Raw genomic sequence first — 14360 nt, 5'->3', positions numbered from 1 at the left:
GAAGGCATACCGTATTTGGGTAGTCTTCCCCTCCCCGGGAGGATGACCCATTTGGCCGCTGACGGCGCACAGCTTCGATCGACACTCCTCACCGCGGCCCTGTCGGCTTGCGCGATGTGCCTGGCCTCCTGGAGCATCGACACCGATCGCTCCACCGAGCACACGCATGGTCTGTTCGAAATCCGCGAGGAGGCCAGGCGCTTCATTTCGCACGAGAACGCCAAGGGGCAGCAGCAATGGGACGTGCAGGAGCCGAACCTGAAGATTCTGGTTCCCCGATGCGCGGTCCCGCTCGAAACACAGTGGACACCGAAGAGCTATGGCCGCTCGAAACTGAGCGTCATGGTGATATGCACAGCCGCAGTGCCGAACGCCGTGATGAGACGTTGGGATGTACATGTTCCGGTGGAGCGGAAGCCAAATTAGACGGGAAGCCCCGCCGCCGGCCCGCACCGTTCTGAAAGATCAGGCGCCCGAAAGAGACTTGATGTATCCGAATGAAATCACTGCGTTTGAAATAGAGGCAACCAGACGTGAATCCATCGGTGGAATTGTGCTCATATCCCGAACTCGATGATCGGATCGTGATCGTCAGGGCGGGGGATGAGGTTGATGCCATGTTCGTCCGGACCGAAAGGTTCAATGTGCTGATCGATACGCTCGGAACGCCCGAACTCTGCATGGCGGCGCTGGACCTGCTCGAGGAACAGACGAACACCCGTCCGCTGATCGTCATCAATTCGCACATGGATTGGGATCATTTCTGGGGGAATGCCGCCATCGCCGGGCGCGCGCCGATTATCGCGCATGCCGCCGCGCTTGACCGTTTACGCGACCCTTCCACACGCGAGGTCCTGAGGGACAAGGCGAGCCAGGATTCGAGGTTTCAGAATGTCGACCTCATCGGTCCCGATATCACGTTCACAGGCTCGATGACCCTCAACGGCGGCGATCTGACGCTGGACCTCATTCATACGCCGGGACACACGCCCGACCATATCGCCGTATGGATTCCCGAACTTCGCATCTGCCTGGCCGTCGACGCGGTGGAGTATCCCGTTCCCGAAGTCTGGAGCAAAAGTGCTGATGATCTCCGCCTTATCCGTTCCTCGCTTGAGCGGATACGTGACCTGGATGCAAGACTGATCATCCCAGCGCATGGCCGGACTTACTCCCCTTCGGCGGTGGATGAGAACCTCGCCTATTTCCAAGCCCTGGCCGATCGTGTCGGCAGTTTGAGCGAGAGCCAGCTGGCCGATCCGCAACTCGGCAGTTCAAGCGGCCTGGGGCTTGAGGACTTCGTCCCCATCCCCGACGGAATGCCTTCCGACGTGGTGGCGTTCTACCGGACCTGCCATGAGACAAACCTTGGCGCCACGGTTCAGGCCCATCTCGAAAAACTGAAATTCGCATAGAGGACGTCTGGAGACCGGAAAATGAAATTGTTGGAGGGCGGACGAGCCGGGCAGATCTGGCGTGACGGCGATACCGTGATCAGGCCTTCCGGCGCGTGGACGCCGACGGTGCACCGGTTCTTGGGCCATCTGAGAGGCAGAGGCTTTCCGGGAGCTCCTGATCCCATTGAAATAACCGGGAACCAGGAAGTCGTCAGTTATGTCGCCGGGCGTGTCTGCGAAGACTTGAGCGACCAGTTTGTCGGATCGGAGCGCATGCTGCTTTCCGCGGCCAATCTTCTGCGCAATTTTCATTCGGCATCTCAAGGCTTTCTGGAATCGGATCGCGAGGTCCAGACTTGGATGCTGCCGCCGCAGGAACCGTACGAGATCGTATGCCACGGAGATTACGCGCCCTATAACGTCGCCACGGCAGACCATGCGGCTGTCGGGATCATCGATTTCGACACCGCCCATCCCGCGCCGCGCATATGGGATCTGGCCTATTCGGTTTATCGCTGGGCGCCGCTTTCCGATCCCGCCAATCCGCACGTGACCTTCGGTCTCGACGAACAGCTGCGCCGAGCGGAAATCTTCTGCACGGCATATGGGGCGACAGGAGAAGATCGGCTCCAGCTCCCCGACATGATCTGCCGGCGGCTTCAGGCGCTCGTCGATTTCATGCTGGCAAATGCCGCGGCCGGAGATGAGACATTCGTGGAGGACGTGGTTGCCGGAGACGCACGGCTGTATTTGAGCGATATCGACTATATCAGAAGGCATCGGGATCGACTGCTAAGCGCTCTGTGCTGACGCGCCTCGCGAACCGGTTTCCCGCATACCCCGTACATGTCCTCCGCGCCCCATATCTAGAGCCACTTCTTCCGACGGAAGAAACCGAAGAGGCCCAAGCACAAGGTGACGATGACGCCAAGCACGACGAAATAACCGTACTGGGTTTTCAGTTCCGGCATATCGCTGAAGTTCATCCCGTAGATACCGGCGATCGCGGTGGGAACGGCGAGGATTGCCGCCCAGGCGGCGAGCTTGCGGGCGATCGCCGTCTGCTCCGTCTGGCCGATCATCACGCTGGCCTCGAAGGCGAAGGCAAGGACCTCGCGCAACGCATCGATATCTTCCTGAACCCGGCGCACGTGATCGGTCACATCGCGAAACAGCGACTGCAGCGTCGGATCCATGCCGGGAAGATCGATATGCTCGTACCGCCGGCAGACGTCCACAAGCGGCACCACGGCATTGCGCAGCCGCAGCAGCTTGCGCCGCAGCAGGTAAAGCCGCTCGATGTCGGATTTTTCCAGCTGTTCGCGCAGCACGAGATCCTCGAGCTTCTCGACCTCCTCCTGCACGACCTCGATGACAGGCATGTAGTTGTCGACGATGAAATCGAGGATGGAATAGAGAATATAATTCTCGCCGTGGGCCAATGCTGCCGGCGTGGCCTCGCATCGCTGCCGCACCGCGAGGTAGGAGGACGAGTCTCCGTGGCGAACTGAGACGACATAACCGCGACCGACGAACAAATGCGTTTCGCCGAAGATGATTTCGTCATCTTTCATATGGGCGGTCCGGGCGACGATGAACATCGCGTCCCCGTAAATCTCCAGCTTCGGGCGCTGGTGCGGCTGTGCCGCGTCTTCGATCGCCAGGGCATGGAGATTGAACTCGGCCTGGACCTGATGGAGCAGCACTTCATCCGGCTCGTGCAGGCCGATCCAGACGATGGCATTCTCCCGGCTTCGCCATTCGCCGGCCTCTTCTATCCTGATGTCGCGAATGCGTTGCCCATGCTGGTAAACAGCGGCAGCCACGACGCCGGGCCGTTCATACGGAGGCGATGTGGAACCGCCACCAGCCGGCGCGAGAGCACTATTCAGATCCTTCAGCCGTTCCAAATCCCGTCGTCCTCCATTCCGCACGGATCACATATCCGCAGCCAGCCCCTCCGCCGGTCAGGCGCTCAACCGATCATAATGCTATTTCGTAAAACATGCATCACCGCGTCGGCGCGAGGCCGACCAGGCGCCTTCATCGGGAGCCTGAGCGCGGAAACGGCGATGGCTTTCGGGAAAACTGGTAAACGGCGTTTTTACATATGGAACAAATCGTTAAATTTTTTTCGTTACAAAAGACGTTGGCCAAGCCGGTATGAAGCCGGACGTTCGATGGGGATTTTCGATGCGTCGTCCAAACATAAAATCGAGTTTGCTGTTGATTTTCAGCGGCATAGCTCTTCTTTTCGGGCTTGTCGCTTATCTCGCGGTCGACGGTCTTCGAAATACGAACGGCTCCACCGAAGAAATTGCGACCAACTGGCTGCCTAGCGTGCAGGCGTCGCAGGCGATCAATCTCGCCATGACGAATTTGCGCCTCGCCTACCGTGATCACATCATCGCGCAGTCGGATGCAGAAAAGAAAACGCGCGAAGAAGCCATCAAAGTCGCGGAGGATACAGTTGGCAAAGCGGTGGACGCCTATCTTCCGCTGGCATCATCCGACCACGAGCGCGAACTGATCAAGACGATCAAGGAGAGTGTTGGTGGTTACATCGCCAGCAGCTCGCAGCTGCTCGTCCTTTCCCGGGCCAACAAGACCGAAGAAGCGGGGCAATATCTGGGCGGCGAGATGCGCTCCTATTCGGACAAGCTGAAGGAGGCAACTGCGGCCCTGGTCGAACTGAACGTCAGCGGCAGCAACACGGCCGCCGAACTCAGCAAGGAGACCTTCGCCTCGATAGAATTCGAGCTGTTTGCCGCGATCGGCTTTGCGGGATTGCTCGTTCTCGGCGCCGTCGTCTTCGTGCTGACTGGCATCGCCAATCCGATTACAGGCATCACTGCCTCGATGCGGCGGCTGGCCGAGGGAGACACCGGTTCGGAGATTCCGTTTGCCGACCGCGCCGACGAAATCGGATCGATGGCGGGGGCGGTGGAGATCTTTCGCCAGGCCGCGATCACCAACAAGCGAATGGCAATCGAAGCCGACGAAAACCGCAACAGGGCGGAGGCCGATCGCCTTGCCGCCCAGCAGCAGGCGGAAGCTGACGCCTCCGAGCGGCTGCGCATCGCCACCTCGGGTCTCGCCGCCGGTTTGAAGCGGCTGGCCGGAGGCGATCTCGCCTTCCAGCTCAACGAGACTTTCGCTCCCGACTTCGAGGCGCTACGTCATGACTTCAACCAGTCCGTCACCCAACTTGGCTCAACGCTGAGAGCGATTTCCGAAAGCATCGGCACGATCGACGAAGGCACGCGGGAAATCTCCTCCGGGGCGAGCGATCTTGCAAAGCGCACGGAACAGCAGGCGGCTTCTCTCGAAGAGACGGCGGCTGCACTGGAAGAGATCACGGCGAATGTGTCGAACTCCAGCAAGCGAACCGAGGAGACGCGCACGGTGGCCACGGAGGCAAATCGCAGCGCCGGGGTCTCCGCGGAGGTCGTTTCCCACGCCGAAGAGGCTATGGAACGCATCGAGACCTCGTCACAGCAGATTTCCAACATCATCAGCGTCATCGACGAAATTGCATTCCAGACCAACCTTCTCGCCCTCAATGCCGGCGTGGAAGCGGCAAGAGCCGGCGAGGCCGGCAAGGGCTTCGCCGTTGTCGCCCAGGAAGTGCGCGAACTCGCCCAGCGCTCGGCAAGTGCCGCCAAGGAAATCAAGGGCCTGATCCAGAACTCCTCGAAGGAGGTGGAAGGCGGGGTCAAGCTGGTGCGCGATACCGGCCAGGCCTTGAAGACCATCGGCGGCTTCATCACCCAGATCAATCACCATATGGATTCGATCGCCACTTCTGCGAAAGAGCAGTCCATCGGCCTCAGCGAAGTCAACGTCGCGGTCAACCGGATGGACCAGACCACGCAGCAGAACGCGACCATGGTGCAACAGTCGACCGCGGCGTCCGATTCTCTCGCGCAGGAAGCCCAGAAGCTTCGCGAACTCATCGCCCAGTTCAGGCTCGACGATGCGGTCAGTCAGTCCTCGGCCCTTCGCTCGACGGCGAGAACGATGGCGCAGCCCACGGCCCGTGCAGCCATGCATGCAGTTGCCGCTCGTCGCTGAAACGGGCGGCGACAGGATACCCCGACATAAAAATGCGCCCGGCGACTGCCGGGCGCATTTTTATTCGGTCAGGACGCGAAGGCCGGTTTGCGCCGCGCGCCCATTCTCAACACGAAATAGATCGCCCCGCCGATGGCGACGCCGAAGAACCAGCCGTAGGTTCCCCACCAGTCCGGCAGGATGGTGGTGAAGGTCGGCAGGATCGAGGAGAACAGCACACCCACCGCAAATGCGATGAAGGCATTGCCGTGCCATCCGCTCTGGAACCGGAATTCGCCATTCTCATGATAGAGCGCTTCGACGTTCAACTGGCTCTTCCGGATCAGATAGTAATCCACCATCATGATGCCGAAGATCGGCCCCATCGTCGATCCGATGAAATTGACGAAATGCGCAGCACCCGTCTCCCAGGGAGCAAACGGGTAAAGTACGAGAGCGATCAATGCGGCGATATATCCGCCGCGTTTGAAGTTGATCTGGCGCGGGAAGACATTGGCGAAGTCGAAGGCCGGCGACACGAAGTTCGCCACAACGTTGATGCCAAGCGTTGCGATGGCGAATGTCAGCGCCGCAAGCAGCGCCAGGAACCAGCTGTCGAATTTTGCCGATATCATTTCGGGATGCAGCAAGACCTCGCCGTAGACCGTAAATGCGGCCGTGGTGGTGACGCCTGCAACGAGGCAGAAGGCCAGGAGGTTGATCGGGAGCCCCCAGAGGTTGCCTTTCCTGAGCGCCTTTTCATTCGTTGCGTAGCGCGAAAAATCGCAGAAATTCAGGTAAAGTGCAGCGAAATAGGTGATCCAGGTGGCGGCCACGGCAGCTAGCGCTGCAATCGAACCAGGCTCACCCGGCACGCCCGCATCCTTGGTCTTTTCGATCAGCACGTCGCGCGGGATTTCGGACCCGAAGGAGAAAGTGCCCGACTTGACGACCAGATAGACCGCGAGCACCAGCATCATGATCCAGACGGCCGGGCCGGCCCAATCCTGGAACTTGCGAACCGTTTCCATCCCGCGCTGAATGATCAGCAACTGCAGACCCCAGACGATGACGTAGCAGATGACCTCGAGTGTCGAGTGGCCGAGGAAGTGGCTGTTCTGGTGAAAGGCAAGCAGGCTGTCATTGCGGATCAGCAAGGCGACGATGGCGCCGGATGCGGCGGCAGTCTGCGCCCCATACCAGAAGCAGGCGACCACCGCTCGGACGAGTGCCGGCACGTTCGCCCCGAACGTGCCGAAGGAGGCGCGCGCCAGAACCGGAAAGGGTACGCCGGTGCGCACGCCGGCATTGCCGACCAGGCTCATCAGAATGAAGATGACCAGCGATCCGATGCCGATGGCGATGACGAAATTGACGAAGCTGCCACACAGCAGGAACAGGCTCGCCGCCAGATAGTAGCCCCACAGGCTATGGACGTCTGATGTCCAGACGTTAAAGATGCTGAATGCACCCCATTTGCGCTCCTCGGCTGGTGCAAGATCCTCGTTGTATAACGAGGGAGACGGATTTCGTACGCTCATGAATGCCCTCCCCTATCCTTGAGGCCAAATCGACCACAGGCGGAAGTCTGCTCTTCATTTGTGCAGCTGACAATTTAATAGTCACATTGTACACATCTCTTGACGATGCCTGAGGATTAGCCATCGCCGCTCTTACCTCAGTCTGTTCATTGCGAGCCGACGACACGCCCGGCCAGACGAAACGGACTTGCGACTGCGGCGCCGGCGGCATCGAAGACATAGGCGCCAACGTCGCCGGCGCTGGACCGTCTCCCGCTTTCGAAGGAGGCAAGCTGGGCGCCGAACTTGGCAAGCGATGCGTAGCGGTCGTGCCCTAACCCGTCGGACGCCTGGATCGACGTGATGTCGATGACCCGAAGCCTTTCCTTCAAGGCGGCCTCCCTGATGACGGGATCGTCGATATCGATGCGTCCGACGCGCGCCCGCTCTCCCGCTATGAAGCTCGAGGCCACCAGCGCCCGGTCGTCCTTCGAAACGAGAAGAGATATCGGGACCGGCATTCGCCCGATATCCTTCAGCTGGGACCGGAAAACATCGACGTCGATATCAGGCGCGGCAAGGATCACCGCCAGTTTGCCGATGACGTCGTCGCGATGCTGCAGTTCGAGCTGGCGCACTGTTTCCATGACCAAGAATCCGCCCATGCTGTGTCCGAAAAGGATGATGCGTTTCACCTTTCCTGAAGCCGAGAGCGAGGTAACAAGCGAGTCGAGGTCGCCGCGCGAGGACAGCGCCGCATCGCGGTCGGCGACATAGCCGGCGACGGCGGCGGCCGAAGGCCACGAAAACAGAATCGGAGAGCCCGGAATATTGGCGTCCGCAGCGATCTGCGCAGTGCGAAACAGCGCCTCCTGATAACTATAGTTGTAGCCATGGACGAAGATGCCGACGGTACCGTCGGACTGCGTGGAGCGGAGCGCCTCCTCTACGAATGCATCCCTTGGAAGCTGCTTGCGCCCGATGACGGCAAATTGGCGTTCGGGATCCGGCCTTGAGGTCGGATATGTGATCGCGGTGTCCTTTCGGTTGGGAGGGACCGAAAACGCATATTGCTCGTAGGTGAGATTGTCAGCCCAGGCGCTCCCGAACCCGCCGCGTGCGGTGTCGAGGCTCCTGTTCGTCGCGGCGAGCACATTCACCCCGCTTGGGGCGGCTTCCTCGGAGTGAAGCGATGCATTGAGATGAACCGGCTGATGGACCGGCAGATGGACCGGGTTCAACACTTCGGGCGACGGCCTCGTGGCGCAACCGGCGAGCATCGCCAGGCCGATCGCGACCAGCATCGCCTTGGCCCCCATCGGAAACTCTTTCAAACGCTGTTCCGTCATCGAGTTCTCTCCTTGGAAGCCAGGACCTGCAGCGGCCGCCACGGCGGCCGCATGCGATTGATGTCGAAGCCGGTGCTCACGCTTCTGCCACGGCAGCGGCCTCACCGCCTTTATCCCTCGGGATCCTGAACCACGCGACGTAGAGCGCAGGCAGGAACAGCAAGGTGAGCGCGGTTCCGACGACGATGCCGCCCATCATGGCGTAGGCCATCGGGCCCCAGAAGATCTCGCGCGAGATCGGAATCAGCGCCAGCGTGGCTGCCGCGGCCGTCAGCATGATCGGCCGCATGCGGTGTTCGGTGGCCTCGATGACCGCTTGCCAGGGCGCCATTCCTTCACTGCGCAGATGTTCGATCTGGACGACCAGGATGACGGAGTTGCGGATCAGGATGCCGATGAGCGCAAGCACGCCGAGGATCGCGACGAAGCCCATAGGGGAATTGCTCAGCAGCAGCGCCGCGACCACGCCGATCAGGGCCGTCGGCGCGACGGCGAACACCAGGAAGAGGCGGCTGAAGCTTTGCAGCTGGATCATCAGGATCGTCGCCATCGCAAACAGCATCAGCGGAGCGACCGCTGCAATCGGCCCCTGCGCCTCGGCGCTGGATTCGACCGCGCCGCCCACCTCCACCTTGTATCCCACGGGAAGGTTTTTCTGGAACTCTTCCACCTTGGGCTTCAGCTGGTCGACGATCGTGGCCGGTTGCGTCGGACCGACGACGGCTGCCTTGACCGTTATGGTGGGTTGCCTGTCGCGACGCCAGATCGTCGGCTGCTCGAGTTCGTAGCGGAAATTCGCCACGGCGGAGAGAGGCACGACCTTGCCGTTGGAGGTTGAGAGCTGCAGATTCTCAAGCGTCTGGATCGAATCGCGCTCGGATGCCCTGGCGCGGCCAATGACGTTGACCAGGTAAATGTCGTCTCGAACCTGGGTGGCCGTCGAGCCTTCGACGATGCCGTTGAGCGCGGTAGCGATGTCTTCGGAGGATACGCCGAGCTGGCGCGCCTTGTCCTGCAGGACATCGACCTTCACCACGCGGGACGGCTCGTTCCAGTCCAGGACCATGTTTGCCAGAAGCGGGTGTGATCCCATGACGCCGGCAAACTGCTGCGAGAGATCGCGGACCTTTTGAATATCGGGGCCGCTGATCCGGTACTGCACCGGCTTGCCCACCGGCGGACCGATGTCGAGAAGCTTGACGAAGGCGTCGGTGCCGGGGAAGGTTTTCGTCAGATAGGCCTGCAGTTCCGCCCGCACCTTGTCACGCACGTCGAGCCCTTTGGTGACGATGATCGTCTGTCCGAACGACACGTCGGGCGTCTGCACGTCAAAGGACAAGATGAAGCGTGGCGCACCCTGGCCGACATAGGTCGTCCAATGATCGATATCCTTGTTGCCGGCCAGCATCTCCTTTTCGAACCTGGCCATCTGCCTGTTGGTTTCGGCGATAGAACTGTTGTGCGGGAGGTTCCAGTCGATGACGAGCTCGGTCCTGTCCGAGCTGGGGAAGAACTGCTGCTGCACCAGCCCCATGCCGCCGATCGAAAGCCCGAAGACACCAACCGTGAGGATGATGGTGACCCAGCGCCAGCGCATCGCCAGCCCCAGAAGCCAGGAAAAGATGGAAGCGAAGCGGCCCTTCTTCTCGTGATGCGATTTCATCGTCTTCGGCAGGATCGTAACGCCAAGAAGCGGCGTGAACAGCACCGCCACCACCCAGGACACGATCAGCGAAACTGCGATGACCACGAAAAGCGTGAAGGTGAATTCACCGGCAGCACTGTTGTTGAGGCCGACCGGAATGAAGCCGGCAACGGTGACGAGCGTTCCCGTCAGCATCGGGAAGGCGGTCGATGTATAAACGTAGGTGGCGGCCTTCCTGAGATCGTCGCCCGCTTCCAGGCGGGCCACCATCATCTCAACGGCGATCATGGCGTCGTCGACAAGCAGCCCGAGCGCGATGATGAGCGCACCGAGCGAGATACGCTGAAGCGAAATGCCGGAATATTCCATCACCACGAAGGTGATCGCCAGGACGAGCGGAATGGAGATCGCCACCACCATGCCGGCGCGAAGACCGAGGCTGATGAAGCTGATGATCAGGACGATGACGATCGCTTCGAAGAGCGCGCGGGTAAATCCCGACACAGCTTCGTCGACCACGGCCGGTTGATCGGAAACGCGGTGGACGTCCATGCCGATCGGAAGGTCGGCGACGACACGTTTCATCTGCGCGTCGAGCCCCTCGCCGAACTCGAGAAGATTGGCGCCCTGCTTCATGCCGATGGCAAGCCCGATCGCCGGCTGGCCGTTGAACCGGAACAGCGCCGAGGGCGGATCCACGTAGCCGCGTTTGATCGTGGCGACGTCGCTCAGCGGAAAGAAGCGGTCGTTTATCCGGAGATTGATCGACCTCAGACTGTCCTCGGAGGTGAATTGTCCGCTGACCCGCAATGCGATGCGCTCCGGCCCGGCGTCAACGAAGCCGGACTGCGTGACGGCATTCTGAGCCTGCAGGGTCTGGATGACCGACTGCTGGTCGATCCCGAGGGCGGCGATCTGGCGCGTGGAGAATTCGAGATAGATCGCCTCGTCCTGGGCGCCGACCACATCGACCTTGCCGACGTTGGGCACGGCTAGAACCTTGGAACGGGCATCTTCCACGAGATCGCGAAGCTGGCGCTGGGTAAGGCCGTCGCTGGTGAAGGCGTAGATGTTTCCGAAGACATCGCCGAAGCGATCGTTGAAGAAGGGACCGACAACGCCGGTGGGGAAATCGCCCTTGATGTCGGCGATCATGTTGCGGATGCGCAGCCAGGTCGGCGCGACATCCTTTGCCTTGGTCGTTGGCAGCAGCTCGACGAAGACGGTCGTCTGGCCGGCAACAGTCTCGCTCTTGGTGTAGTCGAGCGATTCCAGTTCCTGTAGCTTTTTCTCGATCCTGTCGGTCACCTGCCGCGTCACCTCTTCGGCGGAGGCGCCGGGCCACTGGGCGGTGATCACCATCGTCTTGATCGTGAAGTTCGGATCTTCCTCGCGGCCGAGTTTCACGTAGGAGAAGACGCCTGCGAGAATGAAGACGATCATGAAGTACCAGACGAGCGAACGGTGTTCGAGCGCCCAGTCGGAAAGATTGAAGGACTTCACTGGCTGATCTCCTGGTCGATCCTGACGGCCTGGCCATCTTCAAGTTTATGCACGCCTGCCACCACTACCCTTTCTCCGGGGGAGAGCCCTTCGGTGACGCGAACGGTGCCGCCGTCTTCGAGGTCGCCGTCGATCTTCACGCGGCGAAGCGATACCTTCCTGGCAGGCGCATCGACGATCCAGACACTCGGGCCGTCGCTGCCTACAAGGATTGCCGAGGAAGGCAGGACGGTCTGCAGGTCGGCGGCAATGGTCGCCGAGGCTGAGATGACGGAGCCGAGCCTGAAGGCTTCAGGTGGATCGCTGAGCGCGATCTTGGTTCTGCTCGTACGGGTGGCGGTCTCCGCCTCCGGAGCGATCTCGCGCACGACTCCCGACGTTCGGATCGACGGATCGAGCTGCAGCGTCACCTCGAAGGGCGCGCCGATTCTCAGTTTCTGGGCGGCGGCCTGGGGCACGTCGACCACAGCATCGCGCTTGTCCGGCCGGGCGATGGTCACGACAGTCTGGCCGGCCGACACCACCTGGCCGACCTCGGCCGAGGTCGCCGTCACAACGCCATCGAATTCCGCCCGAAGCTGCGCATAACCGAGCTGCTCCCTGGCCTTGTCGAGATTGGCCTGCGCCTTGGCGACGGCGGCTGCGGCGGTTCGCCTTGCCTGCTCAGCCTCTTCGAGCGAGGCTTCGGTGCCGGAGCGCGACTCCAGCAGCGCGCGCTGGCGCTGCTCCGTCGTTACCGCGTTTCTGAGTTGGGCGTCGCTGTTTTCCACGTCCGACTGGGCGTTGCGCACGGCAAGTTCCAGCGCCAGCGGATCAATGGCGGCAACGACGTCATCCTTCTTGACGAGATCTCCGACATTGACTTTGCGGGCGATCATCCGGCCGAGAATCCGGAAACCGAGTTCGGTCTCGATCGTCGGTTCGATCGTACCGGTCAGGCCCAGGCTCGTTGCGGCCGTCTGCTTGACTGTCATCGACAGCACGGGACGGGGTGCTTCCTCCTTGCTTTCCTCCTGCGGCGCGCAGGAGGAAATCAGGGCCGTGCCCACCATCAGTGCGACTATGTTGAAACGAATATTCACTTGGAAGCTTCCTTGACATAAGACACGATTTCACCCGCCCTGAGGAATTTGCTCCCGTCGGTCACCACGACATCTCCTTCCGACACGCCTGACTTCACGATGAAGCTGCCGGTCTCGTAGCCGGCGACATCCACTGCCCTTGCCGAAACCGCAGACGATGCGGGATCGACTATCCAGACCGCCGGCTTGCCGCCCTTGGACGTCATGGCCGACCAGGGAAGCTGGATGACGTCCTGCGAGACGTAATTGAATCTTCCGACGACGGGAGCGCCGAGAGGGATCGGAGCGTCGCTCGATATCGCGACCTTGACCTTGATGGTTCCGGTGGAGGAATCGATCGTCGGCGAAATCTCGCGCACCTTCGCCACGATCTTCTGCGAGGGGTTCGACAGAAGGGTCACGGTTCCGTCGCCGTCGATCGGGCGCAGGAACGCGCTTTCGACCACCTCGAAGACGGCATCCCGGTCGCCGTCATGGGCAAGGGTAAAGATGACCTGGGCGGCCTGCGCCACCTGCCCGACCTCGGCATTGCGGGCGGTGATCACCCCATCGGCGTCCGCCTTCAGCTCGGTATAAGACAGGGTATCCTGGGCGGTTTCGAACAGCGCCTGCGCCGACTTCGTCGATGCCTGCGCGGTCAGAAGCGCCTCCTGCGCCTGGTCGAGTGCGGCACGCGTCGTCACCTGCGTTCGAAACAGGCTCTGCTGGCGGTCATATGCGAGCTGCGCCTGGGTCTGCTGCGCCTCAGCCGACTGAAGATTGGCTGCCGCCACATCCAGGTCAGCCTTTTGCTCTTCCGGATCGATGCGCGCGAGGAGTTGCCCCGCCTTCACGGATTGTCCGACTTCCACCAGTCGCTCGATGATCTTGCCGCTGACGCGGAAGGACAGATCGGTCTGGACACGGGCGCGGACTTCGCCGGTGATCGCGCCACCTTGGACCAGCGGCTCAGGCTTGGCGACGACGACGCCGACCTGCCGTGGGGTTGGCTCAGTCGGCCCGCGCTCATCGCTGCATGATCCGAGACCGACGGCGCATACGATCGCTGTGGCGACCAGAATGGTTCTCATAGTTGACCTCTTGCTCTCAACGGCAGCTCCTATATAATTGACTGACGCATTAGTCAATGAAACTTTGTGCCGCAGGAACGAGGGCGTGCGCAACAAGGGAGGCGAGGCAAAATGGCAGCTCAGAAGAAGATCACCCGCGCGGAACAGAAAGCGCTGCGGCCCATCCAGATCCTGGATGCCGCCTTCGAGGAATTCGTGAGGAGCGGTTTCACCGGCACGCGCGTCGAAGACATCGCCGACAGGGTCGGCGTCACCAAGGGTACGGTGTATGTCTACTTCGAGACGAAGGAGAAGCTTTTCGAAGCCATGATCAACCACTTCTCCGTGCCGTTTCAGGAACTGCTGGGGATCACCGAGGGCCTCAGCGGCAGCGCCAACGACCGGCTGCTTTCCATTCTCGGCCTGCTCTACGAACAAATCGCCGAGGATCGCACGACCCGCGAGCTGACGCGGCTCGTCATTGCCGAAGGACACCGGTTCCCCGACCTGATCGACCGCCACCACGATCAGTTCATCGAGCCGATCATCGCCAAGGTCGACGCTCTCATTCTGGAGGGTGTGGCGTCGGGGGAGTTTCGCGAAATTCCGGTGGAATTCTCGGAAATCGTGGTCGCGCCCATCCTGACGACGACGGTTCTGCGGCTGATATTCGACGACCGCCGCGTGCCCACTCCCAACAAGGAGGCCTTCCTACGGGCCTATTTCGACCTGCTACTCAATGGCCTGCTTGCCAAGAACTGA

Annotated in this window: 11 protein-coding genes; 5 read left to right on the top strand and 6 right to left on the bottom strand. The window is 61.0% G+C overall.

Annotated elements, in window-relative coordinates; all coding sequences use genetic code 11:
* Positions 1–42 precede the first annotated feature (42 nt).
* From RLCC275e_RS27765 to RLCC275e_RS27755, 3 genes are all read left to right on the top strand, one after another.
* Positions 43–426: a hypothetical protein gene (locus RLCC275e_RS27765; protein WP_033183499.1), complete on the top strand. Its 384-nt coding sequence runs from the start codon at positions 43–45 to the stop codon at positions 424–426.
* A gap of 107 nt (positions 427–533) precedes the next feature.
* Complete coding sequence (locus RLCC275e_RS27760; RefSeq protein WP_033183305.1) at positions 534–1415, top strand: MBL fold metallo-hydrolase; 882 nt, start codon at positions 534–536, stop codon at positions 1413–1415.
* 21 nt (positions 1416–1436) lie between these two features.
* The gene (locus RLCC275e_RS27755) at positions 1437–2207 is read left to right on the top strand and encodes a phosphotransferase enzyme family protein (protein ID WP_033183306.1); all 771 of its coding nucleotides are present in this window, start codon (positions 1437–1439) and stop codon (positions 2205–2207) included.
* A gap of 56 nt (positions 2208–2263) precedes the next feature.
* Here the strand turns inward: RLCC275e_RS27755 and RLCC275e_RS27750 are convergent, their stop codons facing one another.
* Positions 2264–3307 carry a magnesium and cobalt transport protein CorA gene (locus tag RLCC275e_RS27750; protein WP_033183307.1) on the bottom strand — a complete coding sequence of 348 codons (1044 nt, stop codon included), beginning with the start codon at positions 3305–3307 and terminating at the stop codon, positions 2264–2266.
* 283 nt (positions 3308–3590) lie between these two features.
* On the opposite strand from RLCC275e_RS27750, the gene RLCC275e_RS27745 reads away from it, so the two are divergent.
* A complete protein-coding gene (locus tag RLCC275e_RS27745) occupies positions 3591–5471 on the top strand; it encodes a HAMP domain-containing methyl-accepting chemotaxis protein (protein WP_033183308.1) in 1881 nt (626 codons plus the stop codon).
* Positions 5472–5539: 68 nt separating this feature from the next.
* Here RLCC275e_RS27745 and RLCC275e_RS27740 read toward each other — a convergent pair whose 3' ends face one another.
* From RLCC275e_RS27740 to RLCC275e_RS27720, 5 genes are all read right to left on the bottom strand, one after another.
* Positions 5540–6991 carry an NCS1 family nucleobase:cation symporter-1 gene (locus RLCC275e_RS27740; protein ID WP_033183309.1) on the bottom strand — a complete coding sequence of 484 codons (1452 nt, stop codon included), beginning with the start codon at positions 6989–6991 and terminating at the stop codon, positions 5540–5542.
* 146 nt (positions 6992–7137) lie between these two features.
* Positions 7138–8319, bottom strand: coding sequence for an alpha/beta hydrolase (locus RLCC275e_RS27735; RefSeq protein WP_033183310.1), 1182 nt, complete (start codon positions 8317–8319; stop codon positions 7138–7140).
* Between the two features lie 76 nt (positions 8320–8395).
* Entirely contained in the window at positions 8396–11467 is a 3072-nt protein-coding gene (locus tag RLCC275e_RS27730) for an efflux RND transporter permease subunit (protein WP_033183311.1), read from the bottom strand.
* A complete protein-coding gene (locus RLCC275e_RS27725; RefSeq protein WP_033183312.1) occupies positions 11464–12549 on the bottom strand; it encodes an efflux RND transporter periplasmic adaptor subunit in 1086 nt (361 codons plus the stop codon). Before RLCC275e_RS27725 ends, RLCC275e_RS27730 begins: the two co-directional genes overlap by 4 nt.
* Positions 12546–13619, bottom strand: coding sequence for an efflux RND transporter periplasmic adaptor subunit (locus tag RLCC275e_RS27720; RefSeq protein WP_033183313.1), 1074 nt, complete (start codon positions 13617–13619; stop codon positions 12546–12548). The genes RLCC275e_RS27725 and RLCC275e_RS27720 overlap by 4 nt, the downstream gene beginning before the upstream one ends.
* A gap of 111 nt (positions 13620–13730) precedes the next feature.
* On the opposite strand from RLCC275e_RS27720, the gene RLCC275e_RS27715 reads away from it, so the two are divergent.
* The gene (locus tag RLCC275e_RS27715) at positions 13731–14360 is read left to right on the top strand and encodes a TetR/AcrR family transcriptional regulator (RefSeq protein ID WP_033183314.1); all 630 of its coding nucleotides are present in this window, start codon (positions 13731–13733) and stop codon (positions 14358–14360) included.

It is taken from the genome of Rhizobium brockwellii, from assembly GCF_000769405.2.
Lineage (GTDB): Bacteria > Pseudomonadota > Alphaproteobacteria > Rhizobiales > Rhizobiaceae > Rhizobium > Rhizobium brockwellii.
This window is presented reverse-complemented; position numbering and strand designations above follow the sequence as displayed.